This window comes from Immundisolibacter sp., from assembly GCF_014359565.1.
In the GTDB taxonomy this organism is placed as follows: domain Bacteria; phylum Pseudomonadota; class Gammaproteobacteria; order Immundisolibacterales; family Immundisolibacteraceae; genus Immundisolibacter.
On record NZ_JACIZD010000019.1, the window covers coordinates 1 to 18,541 of the forward strand.

Genomic DNA, 18,541 nt, shown 5'->3' on the forward strand with positions numbered 1-18,541 from the left:
TGGCGTTTGCGGGCGCGGCACAGCCTCAGTGCGTCCTGAGGGAGCCCAAAACCCGAAATACCCGGCTGAAACGCGTACATTTACCCAATCCACATCCGAAAACGGGCCGTTTTTCCCCCAGCTCGGTCACGCGTTGGCGCCGTCATGTCCACGGCGCCGGTTTCGGTGGATTGATCAGCGATTCCCTTGGCTGATATTGAGCGCCTTAAACGCTTCGACATGCGAGCGACCGAGAACCGCTCGCTCCTTCACGTAAATATCGAAGGGACGTTTGTAGTTATGCGCCAATGCTACGAAATTGCGCACCTTGCGCTTGAGCGCCACATCAGTGACCAGGCCATGGCCGGTTTCGGCATCCAGGCGCGGCAGGTTGCCGGCGTCGGGGTCGCCATTGGGGTTGCCGTCCTTCACGTCGAACAGCAGGACGAAGTCATAGCGGTTGGCAAGGCTCATGCGGGTTCTCCCTGGGTGGCTTCGGTTTCGTGGTCGCGTTTGGTGAAAAAGGCCTGGCGCTGGTGGTAATAGCCGAGCGCGAAGCGGCCCTGATCGGGCAGATTCAGGTGGCGCGGGAACTCGTCGATGCCGCCCATGATTTCGCCGATCAGTTTTTCCATCTGGGTCGCGCGCCCGGGATTGAGCTTGCCAAGATGGTGGTTCTTGAGCCGCAGCAGCGTGGTGAACACCGCCACCGGCGTGGCCGAGGCAGCGCCGTAGTAGCGGTCACGGATGGTGGCGTTCAGGTTCGGGCTGGCTTCTTCCTGGATCTTTTCGAGCGTGGCAAACAGCCGACCGAGCCGGTAGGCGGCACTGGGGTTGTCTGGATCGAGCATGGGTGAGAACTCCTCCCGGGGTGGATTCGAAACGCGTTGGCGGCGGGCGTCGCGGTTGAGCCAGGCCTTGATGGCGGCGGCTCGCGGATAGCTCACCTGCTGCTCGGCGCGGCAGCGCTGCACGGCGGCGTTCAGCAGGCTGGCGGGATAAGGCAGGCCTTCGAGGATGGCGCGCATCACCTCGCCGCCGAGCCTGGGCGAGATGTTGTCGGCCTTGCCCTGCACCGCGGTGGCGGCCAGCAGGCGAAACAGCGACAGGTGCTCCGGGTCGCGCGGCGAGCGCACCACGGTAAGGTCGTCGAAGTGCTGTTTGATGCGCCGGGCCAGCTCGATGGCCGGCGCGGTTTCCCAGAGGCGCACGGCGATGCGCGCAGCGTTCGGCGCCAGGCCCAGCACGTAAAAGCGGGTGTCTTCACCGCCGACGGCAAAGCGCCCGGTCTCGACGGCGCGGTAGAGCGCGCGCAGGGCGTCGGCACCGCGGTCCGGGTCGTCCTTGGGCGGCTCGCCGAAAAAATCTGGCAAGGCGGCTTCGAGCTCGTGCGGCTCCTCGGCCCAGAACACCGTGGAGGCATCACCCACCTGGATGCGTTGGCGCGAGCCCTTGGCCAGCAGGTGGTTGAGCGCGGTGGTGTAGGCAAAGGCGGCGGCCTTGCCGACCGGCGCATTGGCCCCTTGAGCCTTGCCGTAGGAATTGAAGGCATCGAGGTTGAACGAGACGATGTTCGCGCCCGAACTTTGCGCGCCCCATACGCCCTTGATGGCGGCATGCAGGCGCTCAGGCGCGGTCTGCTCGCCGCTGACCAGGCAGGTCACTGTGGCTGCGTCACCCGGTTCCTCGCCGGTGAGGGTGGTCACCGCTGGGCGCTGACAAACCAGTTCCACGTCGCCATGCAGGCGAAAGCTGAGCAGCGGGTTGGTGGTCTTGATCTCCTCCCAGGCCGGGCAGGCGGCGAGCGCGTCGAAGTCGATGTGATCGAGAAATGCGCGCACGGCGGCGATGCCGGCATCTGCCCGCACCGCCTCTGGCAGCGCGTCGATGCGGGCGCGAAAGGCGGCATGCTGCTCGGCCACCCGCTGCGGCTTGCCGCGGGTGTCGATGCCGAGCACGTACTCGGCGGTATCCCAGAGCAGATTGGCAGCTATGTTTGATGCTCTCTTGACCGCTTGCGGCATCAGAAAACGCTGGGCGACTTTCTTTTTGCCCTCGCCGCTGCGGGTATCCAGGATCTGCACCAGGCGACCGTCACCGTCGATTTCCAGAATGAAGGGAATCTCCTTCTCCTCGAAGCCGTAGGCCGGCAGACGGTTGGCTGGGTCCGGGTCGGCCTGCTTGCGCCGGTAGTAGTCGCTGAGCGCCTGCAGAATCATGCGCGCACCTCCGTGCCATCGAAGTCCGGCACCGTCACCACGCCGCTCGTCATCTGCGCACGGAAAAAGCGCGGCACGGGATCGGCGGGATTGGCGAAGTCGAGGTCGTGCAGCATGAAGCCCAGATCGCGGGTCTCGGCGATGGGCGGCGGTTCGGCGGTCGGGTCCGTCACCAGCCGGAAGGCCGCCGCAAATTCCCGGCAGCCCAGATACGGCTGGTTCACGCATTGGCCCCTGCTGGCGCGGCGCTCGAACATCTCGCGGTATTTGGTGAACGTCTCGCCCGGCGGGGCATTGGCTTGCAAGGCCAATTCGGCGTGCAGGCGATAGGCCACGTCGCGCAGAAACAGCCCGGCGCGTTGCTGACGCTCGTCCTCGATATACAGCCCGAGATGGCCAGTGCCGGCGCGCATGGCGGTCTCGACGTTGCGCATGGAAACCACGCCGGCGACCTCGTTGCGGCGCAGGTTGATCCAGCGGATGGGCGCCAACACCTCGATGCGCCGCACCCGCCAGCGGATGGCCGGCTTCCACAGGATGGCCTCGAACACTGCGCGCGCCGCCGACGGCGTGATGAGGTCGTAGCTCACGCGCTCGACCTTCATCTCGGGCCGGGTGAAGCAGGCGAAATCGCCGCGGACTTCGAGGCAATAGGCTTTGGTCATGAAATGCTCCTTCAAACCATCAGCGGCCGGCTCGGAATGCCGCCGCCGTCCACACTCAGCCCCAACACCGGGTGGTAAAGCACGTCGCCCACCTGCACGAACAAGCCCGGCAATAACTCCTCGATATCCCCCTGCGCCAGCAGGCGCCGGGTGTCGCGCTGGGGGATGGTCACGGTGTAGCGCTGCAGGGCGCGCATCAGCCAGCGCCGGGTGCCGTCGCGGCGCAGTTGCGCAAGGTGCTGATCGACGCTGGCGTCCTGCCCCGCGGGGCCGCGGTAGCGCACGATGACGCTGGCCTGGTCGGCGTCGTCGATCAGGCGAAAACGCTCGGCGGCAGTGCGAAAGTTCACCGCTAGCGGCGGCTCGCGTTGGACGGTGAGCAGCTTGTCGATGCCGTGCTTGTCCAGATCGCACTGGTAATAGAGCTGGCGGAAGTAGCGCTCGAACAGCGCGCGGTCGAGCGGGTCGCCGGCATGCCCGTGCAGCACGCTGCGGCAGGCGCCCTCGCCCTTGGCGAGCAGGCCCGGCGGCGCGCCCTCGGGCGGCACGAACACCACCACTTCACCCAGGCCGTCCAAGCGGCCTTCGCGGTTGCAGCGCCCGGCGGCCTGGGCGATGGAGTCGAGCCCGGCCAACGCCCGGTAGACCACCGGGAAGTCAAGATCGACACCGGCCTCGACCAGCTGGGTGCTGACCACGCGTGTCGGCACACCGGCTGCGAGGCGCGCCTTGATGGCGTCGATGACATCGGCCCGGTGCGCGCCGCACATCAGCGCCGACAGGTGCAGGGTGCCCTTGGGCAGCAATGCGTGCAGTGCTGCGGCATGGCGGCGGGTGTTGACGATGGCCAGCACGCTGGGCTGCGCCGCAAGCTCGGCGGCAAGGTCTTCCCAGGCGGTGCGCGCCTGCCAATCGGCCGGCAGGCGCACGCGCACACGCCGCAGGTCCCGGTACAGCTCGTCCGGTGTTTGGACGTGCGGGCCGCCCTGCATCAGCTCGCGCACGTCATCGAGCCCGGCGATGTTTTTCTGCGGGTCGAAATACTCCTGGCGCGCCAGCGCCGGCTGGGTGGCGGTGCTCAGCACCACCGTCACGCCATAGTGGCGGGTGAGCAGGTTCAGCGCGCCCAGGATCGGTTTCAGGAATTCGGGCGGCAGCAGCTGCGCCTCGTCCAGCACCACCACGCTGCCGACGATGTTGTGCAGCTTGCGGCAGCGGCTGGTACGCGCGGCGAACAGCGACTCGAAAAACTGCACACTGGTGGTGACGACGATGGGCGCGTCCCAGTTCTCGCAGGCGAGGCGGCTGCGCAGGCGCTCGCGGCCGGGGTCGGATTCGGCGTTGCTGTGGTGCTCGATGACCGCTTCGCCGAAGATGCCGCGCAGCACATCCGCCGTTTGCTCGATGATGCTGGTGTAGGGGATCACATAGATGATCCGCCGTTGGCCGTGTGCGAGTGCGTGGTCGAGCGCGAAGGCCATCGAGGCCAGCGTCTTGCCGCCGCCGGTGGGCACGGTGAGCGAGAAGATGCCGGGCGCGTCACTGGCCTTGGCGCGGCACTGGGCGAGGATGCGCGCGCGCAGGCGGTTGACCGGCGTGTCTGGCGCCTGCGCTGCGAGCGTGCCCATGTGGGCGTCGAGCGCCGCGCGTAGCGTTGCGAGTTCCGGCCAGGCGCCGCGGGCGCTGGCCTTGCCTTCATCCATGAAGGCTTCGGTGTCCAGAAAATCGGCATCGACCAGCGCCGAGAACAGCATCCGCAGCCACAACGCGAAGCCTGCCGAGCCGCCGGGCAGGTTGCGCAGCTCCGGCGCGAAATCGCCGTGGTCGAGGATCTCCGGCGGCGCCGCGGCCAAGGCTTCCTGCAACTCGGCGCGGCTCGCCTCGGCGTCGAGGCGCGCTTGTAGGCTGCTGAGGTCCGAGTGCCAGTCGTAGAGCCCGGCGTGGTGGCCGGCAATCAGATACGCCAACACCCGGCCGGCGATGCCGAAGCGCTCGCAGGCCAGCAACGCGCCAGCGGTGGAGTGGCTGACTCGGCCGGCGCCGCCTTCGATGTGCGCGTTCTCCGCGTCGGCGGCACTCGCCGCGCGCAGGTAGCGCTGAAAACCCGGCCGGTATTTGCCGAGGTCGTGCCACAGACCGGCCAGGTGCGCCCAGGCCTGGCCACCGAAAGGCGCGGCGTGGCCCGCGGCCAGCCGCGCGACCTCCTGCAGGTGCTCGACGAGTGAGTGCAGTCGAAGATCGCTTTCCCCAATCGCGGTGTGGGCCAGTGCACCTGCCGCTGTAGCGTTGTCTGTTGCGCTGGTCATGGCTGCCACTCCAACACGCGCTTCCCCCGTTTAGGGGTGGATGGCTGCCTATGGTGAACCTCTACAGTCTTGTTTCCTGAGACTGTGAGCCGGTGTGGAGAAATTTTTTCTGCGCTGTAGTGGCGTAGGGAGCATAACGTCAGGGCCTGCGCTTCGGCAGCGTGCGGACCGAGCGGTGGGGCAGGGCGGGTCACCACCGTCGGCTTCGGCAGCCGGCGTCGTTGCGGTGCCGTGAATCGGGCCGGCCAGGCCGTCTTCGGTCAGGCCGCCTGTTTTTCCAGTATCAGCGTGAACCCTGTGCGCGAGCGCTGGCGGCCTGGCGCCACCCGATAGCTGGTCAGCACTGCGGGGTTGTAAGGCGTCACGTGGGCCAGCTCGAAGCGGAGTGAGGTGGACAGCATGGGTGCGCTGATGGCCAGCATGCCGGCGCCTGCCGGCTTGTGTTGGTGCGACGTCAGTGGCTACACCGGCTTCGCCTGCATCGGCAGGTTCGATACTTGATCGCCAAGGCGACAGCGAGGCTTGCCACGGCGTGCGGATTCGCATGCGCGGGAATCCAGGCCGCCACTGCGGGGGGCGTATCTTGTCGCCGCCATCGCGTTGCATGACACTGCAGAAACGTCAAACCAAACATGAGGAGAACAGTGTGGATTTGGGCTATTCGGGGATGAGCGTGGTTGTGACCGGTGCGGCGTCCAACATCGGCCGGGCGATTGCGCTGGGTTTTGCGGCCGAAGGCGCGCGGGTGACCATCGGTGACATCGATGCCGAGCAGGCCGGTCGCGTGGCCGGCGAGGCGCGGGCGCTGGGCGGGCAGGCGCAGGCGGTGACGACCGACGTGACCGATCTTGCACAGGTGCAGGGCCTGTTCGCGGCCGCCGAGACGGCGCACGGGCCGGTGAAGGTGCTGGTGAATGCGGTCGGTTGGGACCAGCTGATGTACTTCACCGAAACCACGCCGCAGTTCTGGGACAAGATCATTCGCATCAACTACGTGGGGGTGCTGAACTGCACCAAGACGGCGCTCGACGGCATGCTCAAATCCGGCGGTGGGTCGATCGTATCGATCAGTTCCGATGCCAGCCGTCAGGGCGAGGCGCGCGAGGCGGTTTATGGTGGCGTCAAGGCGGCCATCAACAGCTTCATGAAGAGCATCGCGCGCGAGAATGGCCGCTTTGGCGTGCGCTGCAACGTGGTCTGTCCGGGCGTCACCATCCCGGACGAGCAGAGCGAAGTCGGCGCAAACAGCATGTGGGCCAACAAGGGCGCCATGTTCACCGATGAACAACTGGAAAAAGTGGCCAAGGCCTTGCCGCTGAAGAAAATCGGCAAGCCGCGGGACATCGCCAACGCGGTATTGTTTCTGGGTTCGGACCGGGTGGCCGGACACATCACCGGTCAGGTGCTGTCGGTCAGCGGCGGCTATTCGATGGCCGGTTGACGGTTCAGACTCAACACGAGGACGCGTTCATGCACAAATCTCTGGCTCCGCAAACGATCATGGTGCCGCTGACCACGGATCGGCCGGCACGGCTGGCCCTGCGCGCGGCCGCCCAGATGACCCGCGAACTGGGCAGCCGGCTGATCCTGGCCTATGTGTCGCCGGAACCGGGCCAGATGGGCCAGGTCGGCTTTCGTGTGGAGAGCCTGGACCAGATTCGGGATCGGCTGGAAGGCGCGCTCGGCGCCATCATCCAGGAAGAAATCGGCGACCTGCCGCACCAGGCGGTGGCGCGGGTGGACGAGCCGGCCGAGGGAATCGTCGCCCTGGCGCGTGAGCACGGTGTGGACCTGATCGTGCTCGAAACTCGGCCGCGCTCGCTGCTGGAGCGGGTATTCAACCCGTCGGTATCGGCCAAGGTGGTGCATCACGCGCCCTGCGCGGTGCTGGTGTTACCGTCGCCGACGGCATGAGGATTTACGAAGACCGCGTAGCCCCGAACCCGCGCCGCGTGCGGGTGTTCCTGGCCGAGAAGGGCATCACGGATGTCGAATTCGTCGCCGTCAGCATCGGCGAGGGCGGCATCCTGACGCCGGAGTTCCTGCGCCGCAATCCGCTGGCCCAGGTGCCGGTTCTGGAACTGGACTACGGCAGTTACCTGACGGAATCGGTCGCAATCTGTCGTTACTTTGAGTACTTGCAGCCGAAACCTGCGCTTTTTGGAGAGCCTGGCCTCGACATGGCGCGGGTGGAGATGTGGAACCGGCGCATGGAGTTCGAGCTGTTCTGGCCGATTGCCAACGTGTTCCGGCATATCCATCCGTTCTTCAAGGGCAAGCACCCGCAGTTGCCGGAGTACGGTGAGGTATGCCGGGCGCATGCGCTCAAGCGCCTGGACTGGCTGGATGGCGAACTGGCCGACGGGCGGCCGTTCATCGCCGGTGACGTGTACACCATCGCCGACATCACGGCCCTGTGCGGCATCGATTTTGGCCGCGTCAGCGGCATCCGCATCGGCGAGCGGCCGCACCTGGCGCGCTGGCACGCCGCTGTTTCTGCCCGGCCCAGCGCGCAGGCCTGAACCGGTCTTGACGCCGACGGCCCTCTTTCGCGCATAAAATAACTGAACGACCGTGTACTTCTGACGTGGCCAAGGATGGCCTGGCTCACGCGCGAGGAGACCTCGGTGTTCGACGACCTGTCCATGCGCACGTCCTTCGGCCTGGACGATGACGCGCTGCGGACCCGCCCGACCGTGTTCCGCGACGATCTTTTTGCCGGTCAGACCGTACTGGTCACCGGTGGTGGCAGCGGTATCGGCAAGGCGATTGCCGTGCTGTTCGCGCGGCTGGGCGCGTCGCTGATGATCTGCGGCCGACGCCCGGAGCCGCTGCAGGAAACACTCGCTCTGCTGCGTGACCTGGGCGCCGATGCCGACGCGCAGGCCATGACCATCCGCGACCCGGACCAGGTGCAGGCGCTGATCGACCACACCTGGCAGCGCTTCGGTCGGCTCGATGTCCTGATCAACAACGCCGGTGGGCAGTTTGCGCAGCCGGCGCTGGACCTGAGCCCGCGCGGCTGGAACGCGGTCGTGGATACCAACCTGAACGGCACCTGGTACGTGACGCAGGCCGCCGCACGCGCCTGGCGCGAGCACGCGCATCCGGGCAACGTGGTCAGCATCGTGCTCGACAACTTCCGCGGCATGCCGTCGATCGCGCATTCCAGCGCCGCCCGTGCGGCGGTGATGAACCTGGCGCGCACGCTGGCGGTGGAGTGGGCGCCGCACCGCATCCGCATCAACTGCGTGGCGCCTGGCGCCATCGAGAGCAGCGGCTTTGCGCAGTACCCGGCCGGGCAACTGAACCAGTTCTACAACGCCAATCCGATGCGGGCGCTGGGCGACGTGTACGACGTGGCCGAGGCCTGCGCGTACCTGGCAAGCCCGGCAGCCAAGTTCGTGACCGGCGAGACGCTGGTGGTGGACGGCGGCGGGCAGCTGTGGGGCGAGACCTGGCTGACGCAGCGCCCGGACCATTTCAAGAGTTTTTGAAAACAATCAGTTAGAGGATAAATCGAATCATGTCCGAAACCAATTACCAGGGCCCCTTGCTGTCGGCCGACTCGCATGTCGTGGAGCCGCGCGATTTGTGGGTCAAGCGCATGGACAGCAAATGGCGCGACCGCGCGCCGCGGATCGAATCCCTCGATGGGCTTGGCGACTGCATGCTGGTGGATGGCCTCAAGCCCCGTCCGCTGGCCTTCGAAGGGCCGATGATCGAGTTCAAGGCGCGCGGCGTCGAGATTCCCAAGATCACCGATTTTCGCTACGAGGACACCCGCCCCGGCGGCTGGGACCCGGACGCCCGCATGCAGGACCAGGACGTGGATGGCGTCAGCGGTGAGGTGATTTATCCGGGCGTCGGCCTGTTCGTGTGCGAGACGCCGGACGCCGAGTACGAGTACGCCGTCTGCCGCACCTACAACGACTGGCTGGCCGAGTTCTGCAGCGCGCATCCGACGCGTCTTAAAGGCGCCGCCCTGCTGCCCGGCAAGGGGCCGACCGAGTGGGCCGTGGCCGAGGCTGAGCGGGCGATCGGCAAACTGGGCCTGGCAGCCGTGATGTTGCCGGCCACCAATACCGCCCAGCCTTACAACCAGCCGGTGTGGGATGCGCTGTGGGCGCGGCTGGAGGAGATGCGCGTGGTGGCGACGTTTCATTTGGGCGGAACGAGCTTTCCGACGCATATCCGCGGCCCGGGCGCCAGCGGCTCGCTGGTCTGCGGCGGCAAGTTCCAGCAGCTGGCCGAGCCGCTGAATCTGGTGATCTGGGGCGGCGCGCCGATGCGCTTTCCGAACATGAAATGGTCCCTGGTCGAGGGCGGCATCGGCTGGATCGCCGCTGTGCTCGACCTGATGGACCACTGGTGGAACGACCACAAGGGCTGGATGAAGCCGCGGCTCGAGGAAAGGCCCAGCACCTATTTCCACCGCAATTTCTTCGCGACCTTCGAGGACGACCGGGCCGGCGTGCGTACGCGCGACATCATCGGCATCGACAACATCATGTGGGGTTCGGACTACCCGCACACCGAGGGCGTGTGGCCGTTCTCGCGTCGCCAGGTGGGGCGCGACTTTGCCGACTGCCCGGCCGACCAGACGCGCAAGATCGTCTACGAGAACGTGGCGCGGGTGTTCGGGTTTCCGATCGTGGCCTGACGGCGTTTTCGCCGCCATCATTTTCGGTGCAGGAGGCCCGCGGGCGGGAGCGGCCTGGCTGGGTTGTTCGCGGCGAGGGCGCCGCTCCCACGGTCATCGCCGCGTTTCCTGATCGGTGGCCCGGCGGGCTTCGGACTGCCGGGCCACCCCTGTGACTTATAACTTGAGCAAGCGCTTCAGGTTACCGGCGTAGATGGCGGCTTTCTCGGCCGGCGGGATGGCCAGGGCCTCGATGCTGAACACCGTCTCGCGGGTGAACAGCGACCCGCCCTTGGTATCGAAGGGCGTGTCGGTGCCAAACAACAGCTTGTCGGCGCCAAAGAACGCGTAGGCTGCGTGCATGCCGCCGACCGAGCCCATCACCGCCGTGTCGTTGTAGAACATGCGGTAGTACTCGATCACCGGCTTTTGCAGGCGCTCGAGCGCGTCACCCATCTGGCCGAGGGCCTGGAACAGCGGGTAGACGTACTCGATGCGTTTGTCGAAGTAGGGAATCATCGCCCCGGCGTGGTGGGTGATGATCTTGATGTCCGGGTGGCGGTCCAGCACGCCGGAAAAGATCAGCCGCGTCATGGCCATGCTGGTCTCGAACGGCCAGCCGAAGATCTGCCACATGGCGTACTGCGAGCGGTCCTCGTCCACGTAGTCTGCCCGCATCGGCGTGCGCGCCGGGTGCAGCCAGATCGGCAGGTCGAGCTTGGCCATCAGCTCATAAAACGGCATGAACTCGGGCGCGTCGATGGCCCGGCCCTGGCAGTTGGTATAGATCAGGATGCCTTTCATGCCCAGTTGCGTGACGGCCCGCTCGGCCTCGCGCAGGGCGGCGTCCATGTTGTTCATGGCAATCGTGCCGACGGCCATGAAACGATCCGGCCGCTTGGCCGCCATCTCGGCAATGGCGTCGTTGGCCACCGTGGCCAGTTCGGCAGCGAGTTTCGGATCGCTGACCACTTCCTCGATCGGCGGCGTGGCGATGGTCAGCACCTGCTGGTCGATGCCCAGACGATCCATCATGGCGATGCGCGGTGCCAGATCGACCATCTCCGGAATTTTCGCCGGCAGATCGCCCAGGTAGAAGTCCTTCACCGCCGCGCTGAAGCGATCGATGTAGGGCTTGGGCATGACGTGGGTGAAACAATCGATCTTCATTGCGGGCTCCTCCTCGGGCTGTTGTGACGGGCCAGTGTAGGAGGGCGGCTTGCCGATCGACAACGCCGATTGAAAATGACCGCGCTCAGGCCGCCTGCCGTCCGGGCCGCAGCAGCACGTAAATCGACAGCGCGCCCAGCAACGCGAACCACAGCAGCGCCCAGGCGGCGATGCCAAGGCCCAGGAACTGCCAGGCGTTCTCGGCACACTCGCCGGAGCCGCGCAGGATCATCGACAGGGTTTTCAGCAGCGGAAAGTTCTCGACCATGTAATCCAGGCCCGGCCCGCAGGCCGGCACCTGATCGGCCGGCAGGGATTGCAGCCACACCTGGCGACCGGCGACGCCAGCGCCGAGCGCCGCCGCCAGCAGGCCGAGGCCTGCCACGATGCGGGTGCCGATGCGGCCCGGGCCGATCAGCGCGCCGGTCAGGAAGCTCAAACCCAGCGCCATGAACGCCAGCCGCTGCAGGATGCACAGCGGGCACGGTTCGATGTTCTGCACGAACTGCAGGTAGTAGCCGAAGCCGAGCAGGCCGGCGCAGGCCGCTGCGCCGAGCGCGAACCACTGACGGGAACTGGGGATGGGCACGGCTGTTTCCGGGTCGATTCAGATGTCAGACAAGGCACGGGGCGCCGCAGCGCCCCGTGCCCGACCGCGACGGTGACCTCAACCGAAGTTGCGCGCCACGAAGTCCCAGTTGACCAGGTTCCAGAACGATTCCACGTACTTGGCCCGCGCGTTGCGGTAGTCGATGTAGTAGGCGTGCTCCCACACGTCGCAGGTCAGCAGCGGCGTCTGCCCGGCAGTCAGCGGGCAGCCGGCGTTGCTGGTGGACACCAGTTCCAGGCCGCCGGCGGCGTTCTTCACCAGCCAGGCCCAGCCGGAGCCGAAGGTGGTGACGGCGGTCTGGCTGAATTTTTCCTTGAAGGCGTCGAACGAGCCAAAGGCCGTGTCGATGGCAGCCGCCAGGGCGCCGGTCGGCTTGCCGCCGGCCTTGGGCGCCAGGCAGTTCCAGTAGAAGGTGTGGTTCCAGATCTGCGCGGCGTTGTTGAAGATGCCGCCGCTGGACTTGCGCACGATGTCTTCCAGGGACAGGTTTTCGAACTCGGTGCCCGGAATCAGCTTGTTCAGGTTGTCGACGTAGGTCTTGTGGTGCTTGCCGTGGTGAAACTCCAGGGTTTCGGCCGAAATGTGCGGCGCCAGGGCGTCGATGGCGTAGGGCAGGGGGGGCAGTTCGTGGGTCATGGGGGTTCCTCGTTGCTGGAAATTGGGACGTGCAGAGGCCAGTCCGGGATAAGGTGTCGGGCCAGCCGCAGGCCGGCACGGCCTTTGCAATGACGAAGTTGCAAGGCGAATCGAGTCTAGCAGGTTGCGGCAGCAGTTCTGCCAGTTGCACGGCGGTGGGCGGTTTTGGCGCGCACAACCGGCTCGGTTTGGATGAATGGCGCGTGGCCGATCCGTCCCCACGGTGCAGGCGATGACGGTTTGCACATTTGTGGGGCATGCTGTGGATGGATAAAATCGCCGGTTCGTTTCCGGCGGCCCCCGACCGGTCGGGGGCGCCGGCTGCCATTCCGGCGCCGTTACCAGAGACCTTATTGGAAACTCAGTGAGCACGAAACCCGATCTATCGGACACGCTGTACCGCGAGCGCTTCGAGCGCGACAACTGCGGTTTCGGCCTGATCGCCCACATGGACGGGGAAGCGTCGCACGGGCTGGTGACGACCGCCATCCAGTCCCTGGCGCGCATGACGCACCGTGGCGCGATCGCCGCCGACGGCAAGACCGGTGATGGCTGCGGGCTGCTGATACGCAAGCCGGACCAGTTCCTGCGTGCCGTGGCGTCGGTTGCCGGCATGGGCATCGGCGAGAACTACGCCGTCGGCTCGGTGTTCCTGAACCGCGATCCGGCGCTGGCGCAGGAAGCGCGCCAGGTGCTGGCGGCCGAACTGGCCTGCGAGGGCCTGGGCATTGCCGGCTGGCGGCAGGTGCCGGTCAATCCCGAGGCCTGCGGCGAGCAGGCGCTGGCCATGCTGCCGGGCATCGAGCACGTGTTCGTGACGGCGCCGCGCACGCTGACCGACGAGGACTTCAACCGACGCCTGTACTTCGCCCGTCGGCGCGCCGAAAAGCGCATCGAACCGGGCGATCCGGAGTTCTACGTCACCAGCCTGTCGTGCCATGTGATGGTCTACAAGGGCCTGGTGATGCCCGACCGGCTGCCGCAGTTCTACCCGGACCTTGGCGACCCGCGCTTCGCCTCGTCGGTGTGCGTCTACCACCAGCGTTTTTCGACCAACACCTGGCCGCGCTGGCAGCTGGCCCAGCCGTTTCGCTATCTGGCCCACAATGGCGAGATCAACACCGTGCAGGGCAACCGCTACTGGGCCATGGCGCGCGGGCACAAGTTCGCCAGCCCGCTGTTCCCGGAAGTCGAGGACATCCTGCCCCTGGTGTCGACCTGGGGTTCGGACTCGATGAGCCTGGACAACATGCTCGACGCGCTGCTGTCGGGCGGCATGGACGTGTTCCGGGCCATGCGCCTGATGATCCCGCCGGCCTGGCTGCACGTGCCGGGCATGGACCCGGATCTGCGTGCGTTCTACGAATACCACGGCATGATCATGGAGCCGTGGGACGGGCCGGCCGGTATCGTGCTGACCGACGGTCGCTACGCCGCCTGCACCATGGACCGCAACGGCCTGCGCCCGGCGCGCTGGGTGGTGACGCGCGACCGCATCATCACCCTGGCCTCCGAGATCGGCGTGCGTGACTACGCCCCCGAGGACGTGGTGGCCAGCGGGCGCCTGATGCCCGGCCAGATGATTGCCGCCGATACGGAAACCGGCGAACTGCTGCTGCCGTCCGACATCGACGAGCGGCTGAAGCGTCGCCAGCCCTACCGGCGCTGGCTGCAGCGGCACGTGCGGCGCCTGGACGACATGGAAAACGGCGGCTTTCAGGCCGAGGCCCTGACCGGCGGCGACCTGAAAGCCCAGCAGAAGCTGTTCGGCCTCAGCTACGAGGAGCGCGAGCGGATCCTGCGCGTGCTGGCCGTGGATGGTCAGGAGGCGGTCGGCTCGATGGGCGACGATGCGCCGATGGCCGTGCTGTCCGAGCAGCCGCGTTCGCTGTACGACTATTTCCGCCAGTCCTTTGCGCAGGTCACCAATCCGCCGATCGATCCGCTGCGCGAGACCATCGTGATGTCGCTCAGCACCAGCTTCGGGCGCAATCACAACGTGTTCGAGGAGACCCCGGATCACGCCCGGCGGCTGGTCACGGCCAGCCCGGTGCTCAGCCGCGAGCGTTTCGAGCGGCTGCTCAAGGTGGACGATGCGGATTACCCGAACGTGGTGATCGACCTGTCCTACCCACGTCCGGATGCCGGCTACACGGGCCTGAAAATGGCCATCGAGCGCATCTGCGCCGAGGCCGAGGCAGCGGTGCGCGATGGCAAGGTCATCATCGTGCTCAGCGACCGCGCGGCGTCCCCGCAGCGTCTGCCGGTGCCGGCGGCGATGGCCACCGGTGCCGTGCACCATCACCTGACGCGCCTTGAACTGCGCTCGGACGCCAACCTGGTGATCGAGACCGCCAGCGTGCGCGATCCGCATCACTTCGCGGTGCTGCTGGGGCTGGGTGCGACGGCGATTTATCCGTACCTGGCCTACGCCAGCATTGCCGACATGCTGGGCGTGGATGGCGCCGAGCGCGGCTGCGCCAATTTCGCCGCCGGCATCAACAAGGGCCTGCTCAAGATCATGTCCAAGATGGGCATCTCGGTCCTGCCCAGTTACCGCGGCGCGCAGCTGTTCGAGGCCATCGGCCTGCACGACGAAGTGATCAGCCTGTGTTTCGAGGGCGTGGTCAGCCGGCTACAGGGTGCAGGCTTCGATGATCTCGAGGCCGACCTTCACTTGTTGGCCGATGCTGCCGCAAGCAGCCGCAAGCCCTTGTTTCAGGGTGGATTGCTCAACTACGTCCACGGCGGCGAGTACCACGCCTTCAACCCGGACGTGGTGACCACGCTGATCCGCTGCGCCCGCAGTGGCGACTACGAGGACTACAAGACCTTCGCGCGACTGGTCAACGAGCGCCCGGTGGCGACGCTGCGCGACCTGCTGGACCTGCGTCTCGGCAAGCCCATACCGATCGACCAGGTGGAGCCGATCGAGGCCATCACGGCGCGTTTCGACTGCGCCGGCATGTCGCTGGGCGCCCTGGGGCCGGAAGCGCACGAGGCGCTGGCGATCGCCATGAACCGCCTGGGCGGGCGCTCCAACTCCGGCGAGGGCGGCGAGGATCCGGCCCGCTACGGCACCGAGCGCACCTCCAAGATCAAGCAGGTGGCCTCCGGGCGCTTTGGCGTGACGCCGCATTACCTGGTCAACGCCGAGGTCCTGCAGATCAAGATCGCGCAGGGCGCCAAGCCCGGCGAGGGCGGCCAGCTGCCAGCCAACAAGGTGGACGAGCTGATCGCCCGCCTGCGCTGCACCATGCCCGGCGTGCCGCTGATTTCGCCGCCGCCGCATCACGATATCTACTCGATCGAGGACCTGGCGCAGCTCATTTTCGACCTCAAGCAGGTCAACCCGCAGGCGCTGGTATCGGTCAAGCTGGTGGCGCAGGCCGGCGTCGGCACGGTGGCGGCCGGGGTTGCCAAGGCCTACGCGGACCTGATCACCATCTCCGGCTACGATGGCGGCACCGGTGCCAGCCCGCTGACCTCGGTCAAGTACGCCGGCATCCCGTTCGAGATCGGGCTGGCCGAGACCCACCAGGCGCTGCTGGCCAACAAGCTGCGCGAGAAGGTGCGCGTGCAGGCCGATGGCGGCCTCAAGACTGGTCTGGATGTCATCAAGGCGGCCATGCTGGGCGCGGAAAGCTTCGGTTTCGGCACCGCGCCGATGATCGCGCTGGGCTGCAAGTACCTGCGCATCTGTCATCTGAACAACTGTGCCACCGGCATCGCCACGCAGAACGAGGAATTGCGCAGCAAGCACTTCGTTGGCCTGCCGGAAATGGTCGAGAACTACCTGCGCTTCGTGGCGCAGGAAACGCGCGAGCTGCTGGCGGCACTGGGCCTGCGCAGCATGGAAGACCTGATCGGGCGCACGGATCTGCTGCAGCCGCGCGCCGGCACCACCGCCAAGCAGCGGCATCTGGACCTGAATCCCCTGCTGACCGGCAACGGCCTGGCAGTGGACGGTAAGCATTTCTGCACCGCCGCCTGCAACGAGCCCTACGACAAGGGCGAACTGGCCGAACAGATGGTGGCCGATACTCTGGATGCCATCGAGCACGCTCGCGGTGGCATCTTCCATTACGAGATCAGCAACACGCACCGCTCCATCGGCGCGCGGCTGTCGGGTGAGATCGCCCGTCGCTGGGGCAATCACGGCATGGAGCACGCGCCGATCACCCTGAAGCTGCGCGGCCACGCCGGGCAGAGTCTGGGCGTGTGGAATGCTGGCGGCCTGCACCTGCTGCTGGAGGGCGACGCCAACGACTACGTCGGCAAGGGCATGGCCGGCGGCAAGATCGTACTCAGCCTGCCGCGCGCCAGCCGCCTGCAGTCGCACCTGACCCCGATCATGGGCAACACCTGTCTGTACGGCGCCACTGGCGGCAAGCTGCTGGCCGCCGGGCAGGCCGGGGAGCGCTTCGCGGTGCGCAACTCGGGCGCCATCGCGGTGATCGAGGGCGTCGGCGATCACGCCTGCGAGTACATGACCGGCGGCGTGGTGGTGGTACTGGGGCCGACCGGGGTCAACTTTGGCGCCGGCATGACCGGCGGCATGGCCTTCGTCTACGACCCGGACAACCGCCTGCCGGAGCGCTACAACCCGGAGCTGGTGGAACTGCACCGCATCAACACCGAGGACACGGCCATCTGCGTCGGCTTCTTGCGCGGGCTGCTGCGCGAGTTCGCCGAGGAGACGCAAAGCGAATGGGGTCGCCGGATCCTGGACAATCTGCCGGACCTGCGCGGCAAGTTCTGGCTGGTCAAGCCGCAGGCCAGCGAGCTGGCCGGCCTGCTCGACGCCGTGCGCGCGCCACGCTGAGCGGCCGCGCCGTCGTCGCCCCCCGTCCCGACAACAAAGCGAACACCGACTCATGGCTGCCGCCCCCAAGCCCCGCAAGAATCCGCTGCAGTTCCTGGACGTGCCGCGTCAGCTCGACAAGCAGCCGGCGCCGCAGCGCATCAAGCATTTCCACGAGATTTACGTGCCCTTCGACGCCGCCACCGCCGCCCGCCAGGCCGGCCGCTGCGTGGACTGCGGCAACCCGTACTGCGAGTGGCAGTGCCCGGTGCACAACTTCATCCCGGACTGGTTGAAGCTGGTCCAGGACGGCAAGATCCTGGAAGCCGCCGAACTGTCCAACCAGACCAACTCGCTGCCGGAAATCTGTGGCCGCATCTGCCCGCAGGACCGCCTGTGCGAGGGTGCCTGCACCATGAACGACGGCCTGGGTGCCGTGACCATCGGCTCGATCGAGAAATACATCACCGAGGAAGCCTTCAAGCTCGGCTGGAAGCCCGATCTGTCGCGGGTGGTGCCCACCGGAAAGAAGGTCGCCGTGGTCGGCGCCGGGCCGGCCGGACTCGCCTGTGCCGACGTGCTGGCCCGGGCCGGCGTGCAGGGGGTGGTGTTCGACCGCTACCCGGAAATCGGCGGCCTGCTGACCTTCGGCATCCCCGGCTTCAAGCTGGAGAAAAGCGTCGTGCAGCGGCGGCGGGCGATCTTCGAGGGCATGGGCATCGAGTTTCGTCTGGGCGTGGAAATCGGCCGCGACGTCGAGTTCGAAAGCCTGCTGGCCGACTACGACGCGGTGTTTCTGGGCATGGGCACCTACAAGTTCGTGCAGGGCGGCTTCCCGGGCGAGCAGCTGCCGGGCGTGACCCCGGCGCTGCCGTATCTGGTCGCCAATGCCAACCGCCAGCTCGGCTTTGAGCGCAATCCGGCCGATTTCATCGACATGGCTGGCAAGCGGGTGGTGGTGCTGGGCGGCGGCGACACGGCCATGGACTGCAATCGCACCGCCATCCGTCAGGGCGCCGCGCAGGTGAGCTGCGCCTACCGGCGCGACGAGCGCAACATGCCCGGCTCGCGCACCGAGGTCGGCAACGCCAAGGACGAGGGCGTGCAGTTCCTGTGGAACCGCCAGCCGCTGGAGATCCTGGCCGGCCCGGATGGCCGCGCCTGTGGCGTGAAGATGGTCACCACCGAGCTTGGCCCGCCGGACGCCAAGGGCCGGCGCCAGCCGCAGCCCATCCCCGGCAGCGAGGAGGTGATCCCGGCCGATGCGGTGATCATCGCCTTCGGCTTTCGGCCGAACCCGCCGGCCTGGTTCGACCAGTTCGGCATCGCCACCGACAACAACGGCCGCGTCCACGCACCGGCCAAGGCGCCGATCGCGCACCAGACGGCCAATCCGAAGGTGTTTGCCGGCGGCGACATGGTGCGCGGCGCCGATCTGGTGGTCACGGCGGTTTACGACGGTCGCCAGGCCGCCGAGGGCATCCTGCAGTACCTCGGCGTCTAGGCGGTG

14 protein-coding genes and 1 pseudogene are annotated in these 18,541 nt (G+C 66.9%); 7 read left to right on the forward strand and 8 right to left on the reverse strand.

Annotated elements, in window-relative coordinates; all coding sequences use genetic code 11:
• Positions 1-192: 192 nt before the first annotated feature.
• The 5 genes and pseudogenes from H5U26_RS13630 to H5U26_RS13650 form a co-directional block, all read right to left on the reverse strand.
• A pseudogene (locus tag H5U26_RS13630) lies at positions 193-453 on the reverse strand (type I CRISPR-associated protein Cas7); the annotation flags it as partial.
• Positions 450-2,198, reverse strand: coding sequence for a type I-C CRISPR-associated protein Cas8c/Csd1 (cas8c, locus tag H5U26_RS13635; protein WP_290620626.1), 1,749 nt, complete (start codon positions 2,196-2,198; stop codon positions 450-452). The pseudogene H5U26_RS13630 and the gene cas8c, both read right to left, overlap by 4 nt.
• Positions 2,195-2,863 carry a type I-C CRISPR-associated protein Cas5c gene (cas5c, locus tag H5U26_RS13640; protein ID WP_290620627.1) on the reverse strand — a complete coding sequence of 223 codons (669 nt, stop codon included), beginning with the start codon at positions 2,861-2,863 and terminating at the stop codon, positions 2,195-2,197. The genes cas8c and cas5c overlap by 4 nt, the downstream gene beginning before the upstream one ends.
• A gap of 11 nt (positions 2,864-2,874) precedes the next feature.
• Complete coding sequence (gene cas3, locus H5U26_RS13645) at positions 2,875-5,169, reverse strand: CRISPR-associated helicase Cas3' (protein WP_290620629.1); 2,295 nt, start codon at positions 5,167-5,169, stop codon at positions 2,875-2,877.
• A gap of 260 nt (positions 5,170-5,429) precedes the next feature.
• Positions 5,430-5,591: a hypothetical protein gene (locus tag H5U26_RS13650; RefSeq protein WP_290620631.1), complete on the reverse strand. Its 162-nt coding sequence runs from the start codon at positions 5,589-5,591 to the stop codon at positions 5,430-5,432.
• A gap of 224 nt (positions 5,592-5,815) precedes the next feature.
• Here H5U26_RS13650 and H5U26_RS13655 point away from each other — a divergent pair, with 224 nt between their 5' ends.
• The 5 genes from H5U26_RS13655 (at position 5,816) to H5U26_RS13675 (ending at position 9,832) form a co-directional block, all read left to right on the forward strand.
• Positions 5,816-6,610 (forward strand): SDR family oxidoreductase, encoded by a 795-nt coding sequence (locus H5U26_RS13655; RefSeq protein ID WP_290620633.1) that lies wholly within the window; start codon positions 5,816-5,818, stop codon positions 6,608-6,610.
• Positions 6,611-6,639: 29 nt separating this feature from the next.
• Positions 6,640-7,083, forward strand: coding sequence for a universal stress protein (locus H5U26_RS13660; protein ID WP_290620635.1), 444 nt, complete (start codon positions 6,640-6,642; stop codon positions 7,081-7,083).
• Positions 7,080-7,691, forward strand: coding sequence for a glutathione S-transferase (locus tag H5U26_RS13665; protein WP_290620637.1), 612 nt, complete (start codon positions 7,080-7,082; stop codon positions 7,689-7,691). The genes H5U26_RS13660 and H5U26_RS13665 overlap by 4 nt, the downstream gene beginning before the upstream one ends.
• A 75-nt stretch (positions 7,692-7,766) precedes the next feature.
• Positions 7,767-8,666 carry an SDR family oxidoreductase gene (locus H5U26_RS13670; RefSeq protein ID WP_290620639.1) on the forward strand — a complete coding sequence of 300 codons (900 nt, stop codon included), beginning with the start codon at positions 7,767-7,769 and terminating at the stop codon, positions 8,664-8,666.
• A gap of 29 nt (positions 8,667-8,695) precedes the next feature.
• Positions 8,696-9,832 (forward strand): amidohydrolase family protein, encoded by a 1,137-nt coding sequence (locus H5U26_RS13675; protein WP_290620641.1) that lies wholly within the window; start codon positions 8,696-8,698, stop codon positions 9,830-9,832.
• 156 nt (positions 9,833-9,988) lie between these two features.
• Here the strand turns inward: H5U26_RS13675 and H5U26_RS13680 are convergent, their stop codons facing one another.
• From H5U26_RS13680 to H5U26_RS13690, 3 genes are all read right to left on the reverse strand, one after another.
• Positions 9,989-10,981, reverse strand: coding sequence for an amidohydrolase family protein (locus tag H5U26_RS13680; RefSeq protein WP_290620643.1), 993 nt, complete (start codon positions 10,979-10,981; stop codon positions 9,989-9,991).
• A gap of 85 nt (positions 10,982-11,066) precedes the next feature.
• Entirely contained in the window at positions 11,067-11,564 is a 498-nt protein-coding gene (locus H5U26_RS13685) for a disulfide bond formation protein B (protein ID WP_366055967.1), read from the reverse strand.
• 84 nt (positions 11,565-11,648) lie between these two features.
• Positions 11,649-12,227: a superoxide dismutase gene (locus tag H5U26_RS13690; protein ID WP_290620647.1), complete on the reverse strand. Its 579-nt coding sequence runs from the start codon at positions 12,225-12,227 to the stop codon at positions 11,649-11,651.
• A gap of 364 nt (positions 12,228-12,591) precedes the next feature.
• On the opposite strand from H5U26_RS13690, the gene gltB reads away from it, so the two are divergent.
• Together gltB and H5U26_RS13700 are read left to right on the forward strand one after the other, a co-directional pair.
• Positions 12,592-17,052 carry a glutamate synthase large subunit gene (gene gltB / locus H5U26_RS13695; RefSeq protein ID WP_290620649.1) on the forward strand — a complete coding sequence of 1,487 codons (4,461 nt, stop codon included), beginning with the start codon at positions 12,592-12,594 and terminating at the stop codon, positions 17,050-17,052.
• 52 nt (positions 17,053-17,104) lie between these two features.
• Positions 17,105-18,535, forward strand: coding sequence for an FAD-dependent oxidoreductase (locus tag H5U26_RS13700; protein ID WP_290620651.1), 1,431 nt, complete (start codon positions 17,105-17,107; stop codon positions 18,533-18,535).
• Positions 18,536-18,541 lie beyond the last annotated feature (6 nt).

Excerpts from the sequence above, each read along its gene's own strand:
- H5U26_RS13670 (WP_290620639.1), top strand. The coding sequence starts at position 7,767 with ATGGCCTGGCTCACGCGCGAGGAGACCTCGGTGTTCGACGACCTGTCC.
- H5U26_RS13680 (WP_290620643.1), bottom strand. The coding sequence starts at position 10,981 with ATGAAGATCGATTGTTTCACCCACGTCATGCCCAAGCCCTACATCGAT.
- H5U26_RS13665 (WP_290620637.1), top strand. The coding sequence starts at position 7,080 with ATGAGGATTTACGAAGACCGCGTAGCCCCGAACCCGCGCCGCGTGCGG.
- H5U26_RS13690 (WP_290620647.1), bottom strand. The coding sequence starts at position 12,227 with ATGACCCACGAACTGCCCCCCCTGCCCTACGCCATCGACGCCCTGGCG.
- H5U26_RS13675 (WP_290620641.1), top strand. The coding sequence starts at position 8,696 with ATGTCCGAAACCAATTACCAGGGCCCCTTGCTGTCGGCCGACTCGCAT.
- cas3 (WP_290620629.1), bottom strand. The coding sequence starts at position 5,169 with ATGACCAGCGCAACAGACAACGCTACAGCGGCAGGTGCACTGGCCCAC.
- cas5c (WP_290620627.1), bottom strand. The coding sequence starts at position 2,863 with ATGACCAAAGCCTATTGCCTCGAAGTCCGCGGCGATTTCGCCTGCTTC.
- H5U26_RS13650 (WP_290620631.1), bottom strand. The coding sequence starts at position 5,591 with ATGCTGGCCATCAGCGCACCCATGCTGTCCACCTCACTCCGCTTCGAG.
- H5U26_RS13660 (WP_290620635.1), top strand. The coding sequence starts at position 6,640 with ATGCACAAATCTCTGGCTCCGCAAACGATCATGGTGCCGCTGACCACG.
- cas8c (WP_290620626.1), bottom strand. The coding sequence starts at position 2,198 with ATGATTCTGCAGGCGCTCAGCGACTACTACCGGCGCAAGCAGGCCGAC.
- H5U26_RS13700 (WP_290620651.1), top strand. The coding sequence starts at position 17,105 with ATGGCTGCCGCCCCCAAGCCCCGCAAGAATCCGCTGCAGTTCCTGGAC.